General features: G+C 47.3%; 17 protein-coding genes. 7 read left to right on the top strand and 10 right to left on the bottom strand.

The window, feature by feature from the left end:
• Both KNP78_RS11600 and KNP78_RS11595 read right to left on the bottom strand, forming a co-directional pair.
• Positions 1 to 456, bottom strand: coding sequence for a hypothetical protein (locus KNP78_RS11600; protein WP_214824438.1), 456 nt, complete (start codon positions 454 to 456; stop codon positions 1 to 3).
• Between the two features lie 56 nt (positions 457 to 512).
• Positions 513 to 977, bottom strand: a complete 465-nt coding sequence (locus KNP78_RS11595) for a hypothetical protein (RefSeq protein ID WP_214824436.1) — start codon at positions 975 to 977, stop codon at positions 513 to 515.
• A 160-nt stretch (positions 978 to 1,137) separates the two neighbouring features.
• On the opposite strand from KNP78_RS11595, the gene KNP78_RS11590 reads away from it, so the two are divergent.
• Both KNP78_RS11590 and KNP78_RS11585 read left to right on the top strand, forming a co-directional pair.
• Entirely contained in the window at positions 1,138 to 2,343 is a 1,206-nt protein-coding gene (locus KNP78_RS11590) for an MFS transporter (protein WP_214824434.1), read from the top strand.
• Between the two features lie 14 nt (positions 2,344 to 2,357).
• Entirely contained in the window at positions 2,358 to 2,789 is a 432-nt protein-coding gene (locus tag KNP78_RS11585) for a MarR family winged helix-turn-helix transcriptional regulator (RefSeq protein ID WP_251128539.1), read from the top strand.
• Positions 2,790 to 2,832: 43 nt separating this feature from the next.
• Here KNP78_RS11585 and KNP78_RS11580 read toward each other — a convergent pair whose 3' ends face one another.
• A complete protein-coding gene (locus KNP78_RS11580) occupies positions 2,833 to 3,873 on the bottom strand; it encodes a flavin monoamine oxidase family protein (RefSeq protein WP_214824430.1) in 1,041 nt (346 codons plus the stop codon).
• A gap of 468 nt (positions 3,874 to 4,341) precedes the next feature.
• Between KNP78_RS11580 and KNP78_RS11575 the strand changes: the two genes are divergently transcribed.
• Complete coding sequence (locus KNP78_RS11575) at positions 4,342 to 4,623, top strand: hypothetical protein (RefSeq protein WP_214824428.1); 282 nt, start codon at positions 4,342 to 4,344, stop codon at positions 4,621 to 4,623.
• Between the two features lie 289 nt (positions 4,624 to 4,912).
• Here KNP78_RS11575 and KNP78_RS11570 read toward each other — a convergent pair whose 3' ends face one another.
• Both KNP78_RS11570 and KNP78_RS11565 read right to left on the bottom strand, forming a co-directional pair.
• Positions 4,913 to 5,665, bottom strand: coding sequence for a nucleotidyltransferase domain-containing protein (locus tag KNP78_RS11570; protein ID WP_214824426.1), 753 nt, complete (start codon positions 5,663 to 5,665; stop codon positions 4,913 to 4,915).
• Positions 5,665 to 6,198: a DUF3841 domain-containing protein gene (locus tag KNP78_RS11565; protein WP_214754630.1), complete on the bottom strand. Its 534-nt coding sequence runs from the start codon at positions 6,196 to 6,198 to the stop codon at positions 5,665 to 5,667. The genes KNP78_RS11570 and KNP78_RS11565 overlap by 1 nt, the downstream gene beginning before the upstream one ends.
• Before the next feature lie 134 nt (positions 6,199 to 6,332).
• Here KNP78_RS11565 and KNP78_RS11560 point away from each other — a divergent pair, with 134 nt between their 5' ends.
• Together KNP78_RS11560 and KNP78_RS11555 are read left to right on the top strand one after the other, a co-directional pair.
• Complete coding sequence (locus KNP78_RS11560) at positions 6,333 to 6,560, top strand: hypothetical protein (protein ID WP_214824423.1); 228 nt, start codon at positions 6,333 to 6,335, stop codon at positions 6,558 to 6,560.
• Positions 6,561 to 6,681: 121 nt separating this feature from the next.
• Positions 6,682 to 6,954 (top strand): hypothetical protein, encoded by a 273-nt coding sequence (locus KNP78_RS11555; RefSeq protein WP_214824420.1) that lies wholly within the window; start codon positions 6,682 to 6,684, stop codon positions 6,952 to 6,954.
• 26 nt (positions 6,955 to 6,980) lie between these two features.
• Here KNP78_RS11555 and KNP78_RS11550 read toward each other — a convergent pair whose 3' ends face one another.
• Positions 6,981 to 7,451 (bottom strand): hypothetical protein, encoded by a 471-nt coding sequence (locus tag KNP78_RS11550; protein ID WP_214824417.1) that lies wholly within the window; start codon positions 7,449 to 7,451, stop codon positions 6,981 to 6,983.
• A gap of 72 nt (positions 7,452 to 7,523) precedes the next feature.
• Here KNP78_RS11550 and KNP78_RS11545 point away from each other — a divergent pair, with 72 nt between their 5' ends.
• Positions 7,524 to 7,952: a DUF4279 domain-containing protein gene (locus KNP78_RS11545; RefSeq protein WP_214824414.1), complete on the top strand. Its 429-nt coding sequence runs from the start codon at positions 7,524 to 7,526 to the stop codon at positions 7,950 to 7,952.
• 288 nt (positions 7,953 to 8,240) lie between these two features.
• Here KNP78_RS11545 and KNP78_RS11540 read toward each other — a convergent pair whose 3' ends face one another.
• From KNP78_RS11540 to KNP78_RS11525, 4 genes are all read right to left on the bottom strand, one after another.
• Positions 8,241 to 9,434, bottom strand: a complete 1,194-nt coding sequence (locus tag KNP78_RS11540; RefSeq protein ID WP_214824407.1) for an MFS transporter — start codon at positions 9,432 to 9,434, stop codon at positions 8,241 to 8,243.
• Between the two features lie 347 nt (positions 9,435 to 9,781).
• Complete coding sequence (locus KNP78_RS11535; RefSeq protein ID WP_214824404.1) at positions 9,782 to 10,210, bottom strand: hypothetical protein; 429 nt, start codon at positions 10,208 to 10,210, stop codon at positions 9,782 to 9,784.
• A complete protein-coding gene (locus tag KNP78_RS11530; RefSeq protein ID WP_214754722.1) occupies positions 10,207 to 10,515 on the bottom strand; it encodes a nucleotide pyrophosphohydrolase in 309 nt (102 codons plus the stop codon). Before KNP78_RS11530 ends, KNP78_RS11535 begins: the two co-directional genes overlap by 4 nt.
• The gene (locus KNP78_RS11525; protein ID WP_214824534.1) at positions 10,512 to 12,161 is read right to left on the bottom strand and encodes a DUF2075 domain-containing protein; all 1,650 of its coding nucleotides are present in this window, start codon (positions 12,159 to 12,161) and stop codon (positions 10,512 to 10,514) included. The genes KNP78_RS11530 and KNP78_RS11525 overlap by 4 nt, the downstream gene beginning before the upstream one ends.
• A gap of 122 nt (positions 12,162 to 12,283) precedes the next feature.
• Here KNP78_RS11525 and KNP78_RS15815 point away from each other — a divergent pair, with 122 nt between their 5' ends.
• Positions 12,284 to 13,270 carry a LytTR family transcriptional regulator DNA-binding domain-containing protein gene (locus KNP78_RS15815; protein ID WP_214824401.1) on the top strand — a complete coding sequence of 329 codons (987 nt, stop codon included), beginning with the start codon at positions 12,284 to 12,286 and terminating at the stop codon, positions 13,268 to 13,270.
• The last annotated feature ends 77 nt before the right edge of the window (positions 13,271 to 13,347 follow it).

The raw sequence follows: 13,347 nt of genomic DNA, 5'->3' as shown, positions 1-13,347 counted from the left end.
TTAAAAGCTTTCCCGTTTAACGTCGCGACGCCTCGGTTGCTGGGGATCGATCCGCTTTACTTTCTCATCAAGCAGCCGCTCGACAATTACCAGCGCCAACGCTGCAAGGGAGAAGATGAAAAATGGGACCCAACTGATTGTTTCGAGCTTCAAGAGCAACGGGAAAAACAAACAGCTGAAGACAACCATCATGTAGTCGAACACATATTGAATGTGGATGACCCGCTTCGCTCGAATGTGGTCTGTGAAACTGCTCATGAATCGACTTTCCCGCCCAATCATCACGCCGTACGCCAACAACGACACGACCATCAAACTTCCGTACATGAGCGATCGTGTCTCAGTTTGCAGAAAGAAGAAAAGCAATACCCCAACCGGAATCGCAAAACCGAGTCGTACGAGAAGCCATTTTCGGTTTGCGGTAACCATTTGCTTCAAACGCTGATGTTTATTCATAAGCTACTCCTTTAATTGTGATGGACTCACGCGCTAACCTCGTGTCTGTTTCAATCTCACCACGTGAACCTTGTGCGTTGAATCTCGCGACGAGTCGGTTGTTCCGTATCCATCCAGCTCAGCTGTTGATCGAGCTTATGCTGCGTAAACCAGATTAATGCGCTGCCACTGACGAATAGAAGGAAAGGAATCAAGTTTGTCAGGATATTCAGTCGCATCATCATCGGAAAAATCACGGCCATCATGATGACGAACAAGTAATCGAGTTGATATTGGATACCGATCACCTTCTTCGCTTGATCATGCGCCGTCAATGCTTTGACGAAGCGCGCTTCCCTCATAAACAAAATACTTGCTGCACTGGTCAACGATAAAAGGAACGCTGCCATAATCATCGGGGAGCCTTGCGACTGTAAGAAGTAACAAACGAGGATCCCGGTCGGAAGGGCGAAGGCGAGCCGTAACAACATCCACTGTACATTCATTCGTTTCACTTTATGTAATCGTTCTTGTTTACTCATCTCATTCACCTCTTAGCTAATTATACGGTTTCTAACAAAAAAAGTTCCGTTTTTTTACAATTGTTTTGTAGTAGCCTACTCGCTTGACGAACCAGTAACTTCGCTTTATAGTTTAGTTAACTTAACTATATTAAAAGGCAGAAAGACTGAGGTTTTCTTTATGAATTTGCTACGAAATCCACGCTTCGTATTCACATGGTTATCCGGAATGACGCTCACGCTCGGCTTCTCGATTTTCTTCTTGAGCGTATCGTGGCTTACGATCGATGTGCTGAAGCAACCCGCCCTCCTCGGGATCATCATGACCGCCGTCTCGTTACCGCGTGTCGTGATGATGATATTCGGCGGTGTGTTCGCCGACCGATTCCAAAAGAGTCGGCTCTTGTTTTTGACGAACCTCGGGCAAGGTCTTCTCATGGTCGCGGTCGTGGCGCTCCATCTCGCGGACGCGTATTCAGTGTTCGCCTTGATTATGATTTCCATCGTGTTCGGACTACTTGACGGTATGTCCTATCCAGCGTTGTCTTCTTTGATCCCGTCGCTCGTCAAACAAGAAGAGCTGCAGCGTGCCAACTCGCTCTTCCAAGGGACGCTCGAGCTCATGTTCGTGTTCGGACCGTTCCTCGCCGGTGCCTTACTCACATGGGGCGGCTTCGGACTCAGTTTTGGGACGGCGGCCGGCTTGATTTTCATCGCCGCTATCTTGATTATGCCGCGCTTGATTCGTGACTCCATCCCCCTCGCCCGAGCCATGTCGCTCGGTCATGTCATCGTCGATTTGAAAGAAGGCATTCGTTACGTCTCGAGCACGCCGATTTTACGGAGCGGGTCGCTGTCGATTGCCATCGTCAACTTGTTCGTCATGGGACCGCTCATCATGAGCATCCCGATTCTCGTCGGTGAACGGGGCGGGAATGCGTTTGACTTGAGTCTGATTGAAGGTGGGCTTGCTGTCGGGACGTTCGCCGCAAGTTTTCTCGTCCTGTTGTTCCGCTCGGTCCATCGTGGACGCTTCGTCTTCCGCGTCCTATTTTTGACGATTGGGGCCTTCTTCCTCTATACGCAGGCGCAGTCCATCACCCTCCTCGCCTTGGCTGCGGCCGCGAGCGGATTCATGTTGATGCTCGTCTATTTGCCTACGGTCACGCTCATGCAAGAACATAGCGATCACGATAAGATCGGACGCGTCATGAGCATCATGGCGCTCGCTGCGTCAGGCTTAGAGCCGATCGCATTCGCCGTCCTGTCGATTTTGGTCGCCTTGGCTGTACCGATTCAAACGTTACTCATCTCGTTTGGTATAATCGGATTAGTATTCAGTAGCGTGTTATACGTACGGAGCCAGACGTTCCGTGACACGCGATGAAAGGAGAACAATCATTGAAGGACACACGCAAACAGCAAGTCATCGAGATGTATCGTCAAATCGACGAGCTCGACTTGTTGTTCACCAAATATTTTACCGAGTTGAATGAATTCGAACTCAGTTACCAGCAAGAACAGATGTTGCTCCTCTTCAAACGAAAAGACACATGGACGACGACCGAGATTGCGACAAAGATGAATATCTCCAAAAGTGCGGTCAGCCAAGTTCTCAAAGTGCTCGAACAACGTGAGTTCGTAAAAAAAGAGAAGAACCCGGACAACTTGCGCGAAAGCTTCATCCGGCTCGGCCCAATCGGTATGGAGTATTCGAAACAAATCGATGTCATCGAAGAACGGCTCGCCGAAGAAATGTTTTCCGTGCTTGAAGATGACGAGATGACGATGATCAATCGCTCGCTCGCGCTGATGATCAAGAAGTTCAAATGAAAAATGCGTATCGTCCCTGGCTTGGGATGATACGCATTTTTGGTTAAAGTTGCTCGACGGTACGTTCCGCTGCCCGGAGCGCGCCTTCGATATGACCGCCGAACAAGGAGTCCGTCTCCGTCCCAGTGAGTGAGAGCATTCCTTCCCAGACTGGATCGAGCGAGATCGGCTCATAGACAGGGAAATCGGTCAATGGCTCCCCGTCTTGAACCGTGGCCGTATGCCGGTCACTCGACCAATCGACGTATAAGACGTCTCGCGGCTGTCTCGCCTCTTCCCCGAACAGGCGCACGAGTTGATCGATGACGCGTCGATTCAATTCGTCTCGGTCGAGTACCGAGCGTTCGGCAGCAGACAACCGAAAGAAGCCGAATAACGCGGCCAGTCCGCCCGGTTGCGAGGCGTCATGAATCTCCTGCAACACCCCGGCCCAGCTCATGCCTTGACCGGATTGACCGTTATCTCGCCAAAACGGACGGTCGTAGACGGCGAGCACTTTCGCCTGCCCGGCCATCCAGGTCGGCGTGTTTTCCAGCTTTAACTTCGTCGTTTCAGACAGTTCTGGGTGAAACGAGATGCGTGAGACGAGTCGTGGTGGGATCGCTAGAATGACGTGACTGAACATTTGGGACCGCCCTGTTTCGAGTTCGATGGAGACATCGTCTTCAGTCTGTTGAATCGAGGTGACGGTCGACTCGAGTTGAATCGTCCCGGTAGGCAAATTTGTAGCGAGTGCCGTCGTCAAGCTGGCCATGCCTCCGACGAGTCGCATCGATGGGACGGTGTGACCGGGCGGGAGCGTATGGCGCTCGATGACACCGAACTGCCGCTCGAGCATCAAATCACCGGTCGTGTGTTGAGAAAACGTCGGGAGGCCGAGGCGTTCGATCAGCTGGGTGATCGTCGTCTCTGTCTCTGGCCAATACCAGGTCGGGCCGAGGTCGAACCCGTCATGGCTTAACACTCGTCCCCCGATACGGTCACGCGCCTCGAACACGGTGATGTCATGGCCTTTCTCAGTGAGGAGCGACGCGGCATATAAGCCGCTCACACCGGCTCCGATAATCGCAATTGATGGATTCATGAAAAAGCTCCTTCTTTGTATGTGGTGTTCCTATTATACTGAAAAAGACGAATATACATAATCTGGGCGCAAAGCTCAAGAAAGGGCGTTACGACTTGAAGCGTTTCTTCTATTACGTCTTATTTCCTTACATCTTATTAATGCGAGGATTATATCGATTTATCAAAACGGAAAGTACAATGTCTTATGCATTCATGCTGTTCTTTGTCCCCGTCCATGTCCTCGTTATCGGATATGGCCTCCAAGTCTCGCTCTTACTGGAAATCGTTTTTATGATTTATCTTTCAGCAGGATTGTTCACCCCAATGTATTACTTCGAATCGGATGTCAGACGTAGACGCACAAAACCGGGATACGTCCAGCTTAACGAGTGATGACATGTAAGAGAAGTGACTGGATTAACTCGCCATATCAAAAATGGTTATTTCAAATCATTTGAGTGAATCTCTCGAGAAAGGACGTTACGACGTGAAACGAATGTTCTATTATCTTTTATTCCCGTATATTTTATTGATGCGTGGATTGTATCCATATATTAAAACAGAAAAAGGAATGATGGTTTCCTTCATGTTGGTCTTTGTCCTTGGATGGACTCTCATCACCGAAGCGTTAATCCCTGTGTCATTATTACTAGAAGCTCTCATTCCGCTTTATCTCTCGATCGGCGTTATTACCCCAATGTATTACTTCGAATCGGACGTCAGACGCAGACGCACCAGACCTGGCTACATCCCACACAATGAGCGGTGACGTTTTTAGAAAGGACTTACCAGCATGTCCAATACAGTCAAGACGCTACTTTATCCGTTCCTTGCAGGCATTCGCCTGTTCTCTCGATTCAAAAGAGGTAAAACGTTCACTTTTCTTCTTATCCTTCTATGTATGTTCTTATTTGAGGGCTTATTGTTTTTTGAAGTCATCTATATTCCGATGTTGCTTAAGTCATTGATTCAGTTATACATTTTAGTAGGAATGCTTCATGTCGAATTTCATTTTGATGATTTAGACCGGAAGGAGTCGCTTTGATAGATGACTGTCATCATGGAAGGAACGACGATTCATACTTCACAATCAACTCACCCAACCATTCATCCTGAACTTCTTCTGACTCCATGACTCGCTCTAAGTCATCTATGATTTCACTGTTCGGAAAATAGAGGCGCAATACAAACAGACTCTCTGTGATCGTCGATACAAAACTTTGATCTTCGACGTTGATTGTCAAATACGCGCCTCGAATCATCCGTTTGACGAGTGATCGTTTTTCGTTTCCCGTCATACATCTTGCCTTCAATTTCACTTGCGCTTCTCGTAACTGATCGGACAAATCTCGATTCAACGCTCGGCTAGTCCGCGCGTCCGGTTTCATGTACGAAAAACGATGAGACAAGTCAGTCCCGTCAACACATGCACACATGTGACGTAACCAAAACCCCCATTCAAAATGATTAGCGGGCTCAAGCACTGTATCCAACAGCCCGATGTCATAATCAATTTTGATTACTTCCGGATGTTCCTGCAATAAGATCATGCTCCGTCGCTTCAATACGTCAACGTCCACTTCCCGTTTGACGATGACCGTCACGTCTAAATCCGATTCTCCGGCCACAGCAGTCCCACGACCGACGCTACCGTATACATATACGCTATGTAGCGCTTCTGCAAATTCTTCTCGCAACAACTGAATCACTGCATCGAGCACTGGCCGAAACATCGGTTGAATCCGTGTCACGTCTGTTTGATTGATGACGTAACCCGCCTCGTCTGTACCTAGTCGCGTTGGTCGCTCCATCACACACCCTCCTCAATAAACGTCGTCACGTCGAGCACTTGCTCGAGATCAACCCGATCGACGAGATAGTGATATTTCGTGTTCGTCTCTGGGTACTCCTCGACAATCGATTCGCACCAGTCGCGGTCGAACATTTTCTCCCAAGATTGTTTCAACTCTTCTTCGCTTTCGGCTTCCCGATCTTCAAACGAGAGAAAATACCGATTCAACGCGAACGTCCAGTAACCGGCCTCGACTGCGAGCACATGTGCGTCCGGCAGCTCAACGGTCAGCACGACGCCCGGTTCTCCAGGTTCCAAGTAGCCACCCCGTGCGACGTCTGGCCTTGTTTTGCTCAACCAAACTGGATAGTTTCCACGAAGCGAAATTTTCGTCCGTTGCTCATATTGTCCCGCGAGCCAGTCGTAAGCAGGGCGATGATACGCGTAGTCCTCGTCTTGAAAAATTCCAAAGTTTGGGTCGCCAAACAAGTAGCCACATGCATTGGCGGCTTCCCAGGCGCCCGCATGTTGATATGTATAGTAAATGGCCATAGGTCCACCCCTTTTTAAGAAGATACTGTTAGCATAACTGACCTGCTGTTTCCTTATCCATCATGGGAATCGTTTGGGTTTGTCTGAATTTGGAAGTATACTAGCCGTATGGATTACATAAAGGAGGAAAAAGCATGAATGTTTTAATGACGTTACTATTTAGTTTATTGGCAATACTTGTCCCACTCGCGTTACTCATCGCGTTCATCGTGATGATTGTTCGATTTATCGGTCGCTACGAGAAGCGGGCGGACGCGCGACTCGAGTTGGATCGTCAAACCGCGGCTCATCAGCAACAACAGTTCGACGTCTTAGTGGATCGCCTCGAGCGAATCGAAGAAAAAATAGAGACACGCCCTTAATGTCGACATCACTCACGATGTGGACGAACAACAGCTCAGTTATGAGTTGATCATCCATAACCCGCTCACCAATGCTTACAGTTTCGATATCATCGATGATTAAGTCGAAAGGAGTGGTTGAATGGATTGGAACACGATCATGTTGACTGCCTCATTGATTTTGAACGCCTTCTTGATCAATATCATTGCGCAACAAGCAAAGGATATGAGTGCATTGAAACGAAAACAACTCCATACCGAACCAATCGTGCAAGATGCTGAATTCCATGCGTCGATTAAAGAAAAAATCGATACGATTGGCGTGATTCCGACCGTTAAATTCTTGCGTGAGAAATATGACCTGTCGCTGCTTGAAGCGAAACAATTGGTCGATCGGGTAAACGAAAAGGAGTAGCGCGCGCTACTCCTTTTTGACTGCCTTTATTTTAAAAAGAAACCGACTTTACCGCGTTCATAGGCTTTATGCGTCACGTGTTCCGGGTCGATGGTGGCAAGCTTTTGATCAATCTTAGAAGAGGCAATCCACGCAAATAGATTGAACGCCACAACGAGAATCAAAATATTCGCTTGTTCCGGACGTAACAGCAACGTCACAATCAATATACAAAAGATCGCAATCACGGCCATCCCACTCCAATATTCATACCAGACGAGACGCCGATAGTCGGGAGCCTCGTTGAACGTGAGCAGCGTTTTCGTCCGCGCCCACACTTTGACGAACGAGACGACCGGAATGAACAAGACGAACCATACCAGTTCAGCGAGTCGACGCTCGCCTGTGAACCAAAAAATAGCGCCGAGTAAGATGATGAACACTCCAAGAAGAAGTGCTTGCCGGGTGGAACGTTTCCCTGCCTCATATAAATGATCAAACCGTTCGCGTTGGGTCATATTCATATTCCTTTCTTACGATTGCATCGTTTATATTCAAGTAGACTGTCATACAAAGAAAAGAGGGTGTTCATGAATTCTACACAAACCGAAGTCCTGGTCTATTTCCAACTGCTTGCCGATGATTTCTCAATCGAAGATGTGACGCGTCGGCTAGGAATCATTCCTACAGAAACCTTCAAACGAGGTGAAAAAGGCTATTCTTCCCATCCTCGCGAACATACATCGTGGTCACTCGGTACGGGCTATCAGCCTTCATTTGATGTGAACGATCAGCTGCAACATATCATTGCTCAACTTCGTGGAAAAGAACCAATTTTAGATGACATTTACAGTGCGTATGACGACATCAAAGCGCGATTCATCATCGTAATCGTAATGGAAGGCGGTCAAACACCGTCGCTTGTGTTTGATTTGGAGACGATTCAATTCGCCCATCGGATCTGTGCCGAGTTTGACATCGATTTATATGCGAACCCATATCAGGATGAGGGTTATTAGACTTCACCGGACTAACATTCATTCGTCTAAGGACACTTCCTGTTCTTGTCTCGCTAACAGAATCTGAAACCCGCACAGCAACAGCGGGAAAATCATACGGAAATCCCGTGAAGGATGGCGAGCCCCTACCACATTTTGGTTCGTGCATTCACTCTCTTGATCTCCTTTTGATATGGATCATTTATGATGCTCCACAATTTTTCGCATGTTTTTCGCCTTCACTGTTCGACATGTTGATTTAACAAAGCACCGTACAGTCTTTTTCGGAAAGGCTGTACGGCGTCTGCGTCACACAGCTTGATCGTGCATCGCAATAGAAGATTTCAAAAAAGAATTTCTCAAAAAATAGCGGCTCATACCTAATAAGGTAACTGCCCCGACGAGATACAGTAATCCGTGTCCAACCCAGTCCGCGAGCGCTCCACCGAGTAAATAACCGAACGGAGCCAATATTCCTTGAAGGGCATAGACAACGGTCAATACGCGTCCTAAATAATCAGGTTCGATTTGACGCTGAAGAAGCGTTTGAAATTGAATCCCCATCATCCCAATCGCCACCCAAGCCATACTGAAACAAATCAACGTCACGCCAAAATTACGATTCAACCAAAATGCCGAGATGCACCAAGCGACTCCACCGAATCCGGTTGCCAAGACGAATGTCCATCGTAACGAACGAACGCCAAATCGAATCGATAAGCCGCTTCCCAATAACGTACCAATCGAAATGGCTGCAAGCCATAAGCCGTATTCCTGTTCCGTCTTCGCCAAAATCGGGAGGACGCCAAGTGAGATCGAAATCATGAAGTTAAGGCACGTGAAGACAAGAATCAACGTGCGAAACGAACCGAGTTTCCATACGTAACGAAACCCAAATTGTAAATCAGCAAAATACATAAAATCGCTTGGTGTATGGGCCTTCGTTTCGTTTATGCGTAACAAAAAGCCAATCGCCCCAAATAAAAACAGATAGAGAATGGCGTTACTCGTATAGACGAGACCGACACCAATAAGCGCAAGCAAAATCCCGGCAATCGCATTGCACAAGATATCGAGACTATGATAGGTGAACGTGAAGAGTGCGTTGACTTTTTGCAGGTCCGCCTCCCGAACGAGAGTCGGAACGAGTGCATACTCCGTTGGATAACTCAATTCGCTCGCCAACGTCGCGACGAACAAGCCGACAATGACGACCCCTACCGACAGTTCATCTATTACATATAAACCCGCGAGGATTGTGAAGACAATCGCCTGCACCGCCATTGCCAAAAGCAATAATTTCTTTTTGGCGTAACGATCGATCAACGGTCCATACAGCACTTGAAACGCAACCGGCACCATTGCTACAAACGTCGTGACGCCAATCCAAAAAGACGAGTCCGTCATGTCTTTGACGTACCACACCGATGCTAAAAAATAAAAACTATCCGCGAAATTCGCAATCACACGTACAGCTAACAAAACTACTATATTCCGATTCATATCATCCGCTCCTCATATGATTTGTCTAGTAAGTTCGAGACAAATCATAAGGCGGTCCGCGAATATAAGGTTATATGTCGTTCAGATAATGATACATGACGAGCTCCTTTCGAATTTATTTTATCTAGATGCTAGGCTTCAGCCGTTTTTTTATTGAATCGTCTCTTGTTTCATATGTCTCCAATGAACGAAAGCATTCGCAAACCAAATAATCGTCAATAACGGAAACATGACGAGCATCCATGTTGAACTCTCGATTTGAAAAAGCGGCATCATAAGCAAAAGGACGATATTCAATAGACCTACACTGAGATACATGAGAAAAAGGCGTCGATGTTTCGCTCTCATTATGAGTTCTCTCCCTTCTCTTCATAACCACTAATCCAAAACTCAATCTTCAAGTTTGCAAGTTTCATCAAGAAGTCTGGGTCAAACCCCAACTTTAAATCACCATAATAAATGACACCTAAGTCGATATAAATATGGTCGGCTCCACAAGAACGAAGGGTATCGATATGTTTTGTAAGGGTGTCCACCATCCAAAAGAGTCCGATATACGGATTTTCCATTTGTTGAAATTCAAGTGGTGGTTCAAATGACGCATGACCGTGCGTAGCAATCAGCTTTCCTATGCGCTCCATCTCCCCGACTTCGGTCTGGGTATAAAACCGAATACCTGTTTTCTCCGATGCGACGCGAGGTGAGAAATTCTTTCCGATTAAATGGCAAGGAATCATAAATTGATCTGGAGGATACCTTTCGAGCGTTTCACTCATGATTGTGGACTCGGATATTTCACCGCATTTTTCTCAAGCTTCTCTTCAATCGCCTGCGACACATCAATTCCTGCCGCATGAGCGAACGTCAGCGCATAGATGAGGACATCCGCGAGTTCTTCTTTCATCTCGACGTGCTTCGTCTCGAGCGCTTCTTCGCTCGACACCCATTGGAACAACTCCAACAGTTCGCTTGCCTCAAGCGATAACGACAACGCCAAATCTTTCGGGTTATGGTGGAACGCCCAATCGCGCTCGTCACGGAATTCAATCACTTTGTCCATCAGTCGTTGTACTTCGTTCATATCTGTACCTTCTCTCTTTGAATGTGTAATAGCTTGTCTCGTAATGCTTGATTGCTCGCATACAAATAAAGTCCTCGGACGCCTCGCTTCATCAACACATTGATGGAGTTCAATACAATCTGTTCTTTCGCCAACTCGACATCTTTGACACCGTCAATCCCAGCGTAAGCTCCTGTATCTTTATAAAGATTCGTGTCAATCACCAAGCAATCCTTCATCTCATCGTACGTTACCGAAGGACCTAGCACGACGCCAACGTAGTTCAAATCAAAACCTTGGATCGTATAGATCGACCCGGCCTCAGCAATCGTCTCTGACTTCTCGGCCCACGTCGTCTTGCCGCCCGTCGTATTCCACGGCATCTTATACTCCCCGTTCGACTCATAGACGTAATACGTTTCTCCATCCTTTTTATGAAGATAATCAAACGTTGACACGACTCGACTGAGTCCATGTTTCTGATCTTGTTCGATAATCATTTGATGCATCTCTTCCAACGTTTCAAACACGCGCAAATCATAGTCTGTAGACGACGGGAATGCCTGTATCTGCTTAGCTTTAAAAGCGTTGATCCAATCGATGACATCCTCATCCGCCTGCATCCGAAACTGATTCGTCAGTTTATATGTTTTCAAACACTTCGCTTTTTGTTTATATCTCTTTAATACACTTTGGTCCCACCGGCTCTTCAGCTTTAACACTTGGTCTTGGTCAAAGATGACAATGACAATCTTCGCACGTTTCATCAACTCCTCGAGGTGATTATCTGCTCGAAAATTGTTGTACGCATCTGATTTCGTCAACAGGAGGTGCGCCTCGTCGACCAAGATAATATCCACTTTTTTATCTTGTAACTTGTTGAGGAGCGGCGTCGGTTTGACGAAATTGACAGCCTTCAAGTGTTTGACTTGTTTGGCAATCCCTTTATACGTCTTCAGCATCTCTTCATGGTTGACGACCAGATAGTTCTCCGTCTGATACAGATTCGAACCCGCCTCGTTCGTCCGCGCCTGAATGGTATTGAAGATAGAACTGAGCACGACGCTTTTGCCGACGCCTGCCTCACCTTCGATGACGTATAAATCTCCATACGTGTCTTCGGGCTTGGACTTCGCAATCCGTGTCTCACAGAACTCAAGCACACGCTCTTTCAAGTCCATCTGTTCAACAGATAGTTCTTTGAACGGTGACAATTTGAAGATGTCTTTGTTCTCGATGGCGTGCAGGTCGTTTTCGACGAGCCCTTTCTTATGTAGCGCACCCCATAACTCAGGAAACAGCTCATTGTCGTAGAACGATTTATTGTAATAATTGTGTGTGAAGTCGCTCGCCGTCTTGCTTTTGTTTTGTAAGGTGTACTTCTCGTCCCCTAAAAAGTAGTTGATCAACTTCGTCTCAAGATGGAACGTCGCCGACCGATTGAACGTCTTATGCTTCACGAGATTGATTTGGTCTACATTTTTCCGATCAGCTTGTTTCAGCTTCAGATGTTGTTTCATGCGTTTTTGGAAATGCACCGTTTCCCCAATATACGCTTCCTTCTGTCCGTTCAAAATATAAATCACCGGATAGTTCAAATAATCGGCTGTCCGGTCAATCTCATCTATACTCGTTTTATCAAAATCTAACGGAATGACCTCAATCATCTTCACTGACACACCCTCATCTAATTTCAAATTATCTCCAGTTTAGCATAGCCTTATTCCAATTCATTACTCAAGTCTTTCCTGAATCAATGGTATACTCCAACTAAAAAGGGAGGGATTCGGTGCTTACGTTCGACAACGTCTCTGTTCGCCAACAAGACACGCTCATCCTTGAACATATCTCGTTCACCATCAATCCGGGTGAAGTCGCAGCCATCCACTGCGGCGTCACTTCCCGGGAAATATTGTTCGCGCTATTGACCGACAAGCATGCGACCTACTCCGGGACCATCGATACAGCGAATCGTACGCTCTCGGTCTTCTCCATCCGTGACGGCTTATACGACCGGCTGACGGTCGAGGAATATTTGCGTTTCACGCATACGCTTTACGCATCGACGGAATCACTGGATACCATCTTGCAAACCGTTCAACTCACCCCATATCGGAACAAACGATTGAACCGGCTCAACTTGTCGCTCGTCCGGCGCGTTCAATACGCGGCCCTGCTCTTACATAATCGGGACATCTATGTGCTTGAAGAACCGGATCAAAACGTCGACCAAGAGACACGGCACTTGTTCGCGACCGTCTTGCTGCAACTGAAGCAACAACAAAAAGCCATCCTGCTTCTGACGAGCAACATGGAGAGCGCCCTGTTCGTCACGTCGACCGTCTATCGGATTGACCACCGACACTTGCGCCTGCTCGACGTGGAACCGGATGAACCGGATGCGAACGAAGATATCACGCCTGACGTCATGCACGTCCGCTTCGAGAAGATTCCGACGAAAGTGAACGAGAAAATCGTCTTGCTTGACCCGCCGGAAATCGACTACATCGAGAGTCAGGACGGACAATCCGTATTGCACAGTCAGTCCGAACAGTTCCCGAGCGTCTTCACGATGAACGAACTCGAGACACGTTTGACACCGTACGGCTTCTTCCGCTGCCATCGGTCATATATCGTCAACCTTCAACGGGTGCGGGAAGTGATCACGTATACGAAGAACAGTTTCAGCCTCGTACTCGATGATTCGGCGAAGACGACCATCCCGCTCTCGAAGACGAAAATGGCTGAATTGAAGACGATGATCGGGCTGAAATAGGATCCATTCACCGTTATATTTGCTCCACTCGCTCCTCGAAAAGCGCCATTTATCGCCATTCTAATGCGCTCTCCTCT

Origin of the sequence: Exiguobacterium sp. s28 (assembly GCF_018618135.1) — a bacterium.
Taxonomy (GTDB): Bacteria; Bacillota; Bacilli; order Exiguobacteriales; family Exiguobacteriaceae; genus Exiguobacterium; species Exiguobacterium mexicanum_A.
This window is presented reverse-complemented; position numbering and strand designations above follow the sequence as displayed.

Bases quoted from the DNA above. Each gene is read 5' to 3' on its own strand.
- KNP78_RS11600 (WP_214824438.1), bottom strand. From the start codon at position 456: ATGAATAAACATCAGCGTTTGAAGCAAATGGTTACCGCAAACCGAAAA.
- KNP78_RS11595 (WP_214824436.1), bottom strand. From the start codon at position 977: ATGAGTAAACAAGAACGATTACATAAAGTGAAACGAATGAATGTACAG.
- KNP78_RS11590 (WP_214824434.1), top strand. From the start codon at position 1,138: ATGAATTTGCTACGAAATCCACGCTTCGTATTCACATGGTTATCCGGA.
- KNP78_RS11580 (WP_214824430.1), bottom strand. From the start codon at position 3,873: ATGAATCCATCAATTGCGATTATCGGAGCCGGTGTGAGCGGCTTATAT.
- KNP78_RS11570 (WP_214824426.1), bottom strand. From the start codon at position 5,665: ATGGAGCGACCAACGCGACTAGGTACAGACGAGGCGGGTTACGTCATC.
- KNP78_RS11565 (WP_214754630.1), bottom strand. From the start codon at position 6,198: ATGGCCATTTACTATACATATCAACATGCGGGCGCCTGGGAAGCCGCC.
- KNP78_RS11560 (WP_214824423.1), top strand. From the start codon at position 6,333: ATGAATGTTTTAATGACGTTACTATTTAGTTTATTGGCAATACTTGTC.
- KNP78_RS11555 (WP_214824420.1), top strand. From the start codon at position 6,682: ATGGATTGGAACACGATCATGTTGACTGCCTCATTGATTTTGAACGCC.
- KNP78_RS11550 (WP_214824417.1), bottom strand. From the start codon at position 7,451: ATGACCCAACGCGAACGGTTTGATCATTTATATGAGGCAGGGAAACGT.
- KNP78_RS11545 (WP_214824414.1), top strand. From the start codon at position 7,524: ATGAATTCTACACAAACCGAAGTCCTGGTCTATTTCCAACTGCTTGCC.
- KNP78_RS11540 (WP_214824407.1), bottom strand. From the start codon at position 9,434: ATGAATCGGAATATAGTAGTTTTGTTAGCTGTACGTGTGATTGCGAAT.
- KNP78_RS11535 (WP_214824404.1), bottom strand. From the start codon at position 10,210: ATGAGTGAAACGCTCGAAAGGTATCCTCCAGATCAATTTATGATTCCT.
- KNP78_RS11530 (WP_214754722.1), bottom strand. From the start codon at position 10,515: ATGAACGAAGTACAACGACTGATGGACAAAGTGATTGAATTCCGTGAC.
- KNP78_RS11525 (WP_214824534.1), bottom strand. From the start codon at position 12,161: ATGATTGAGGTCATTCCGTTAGATTTTGATAAAACGAGTATAGATGAG.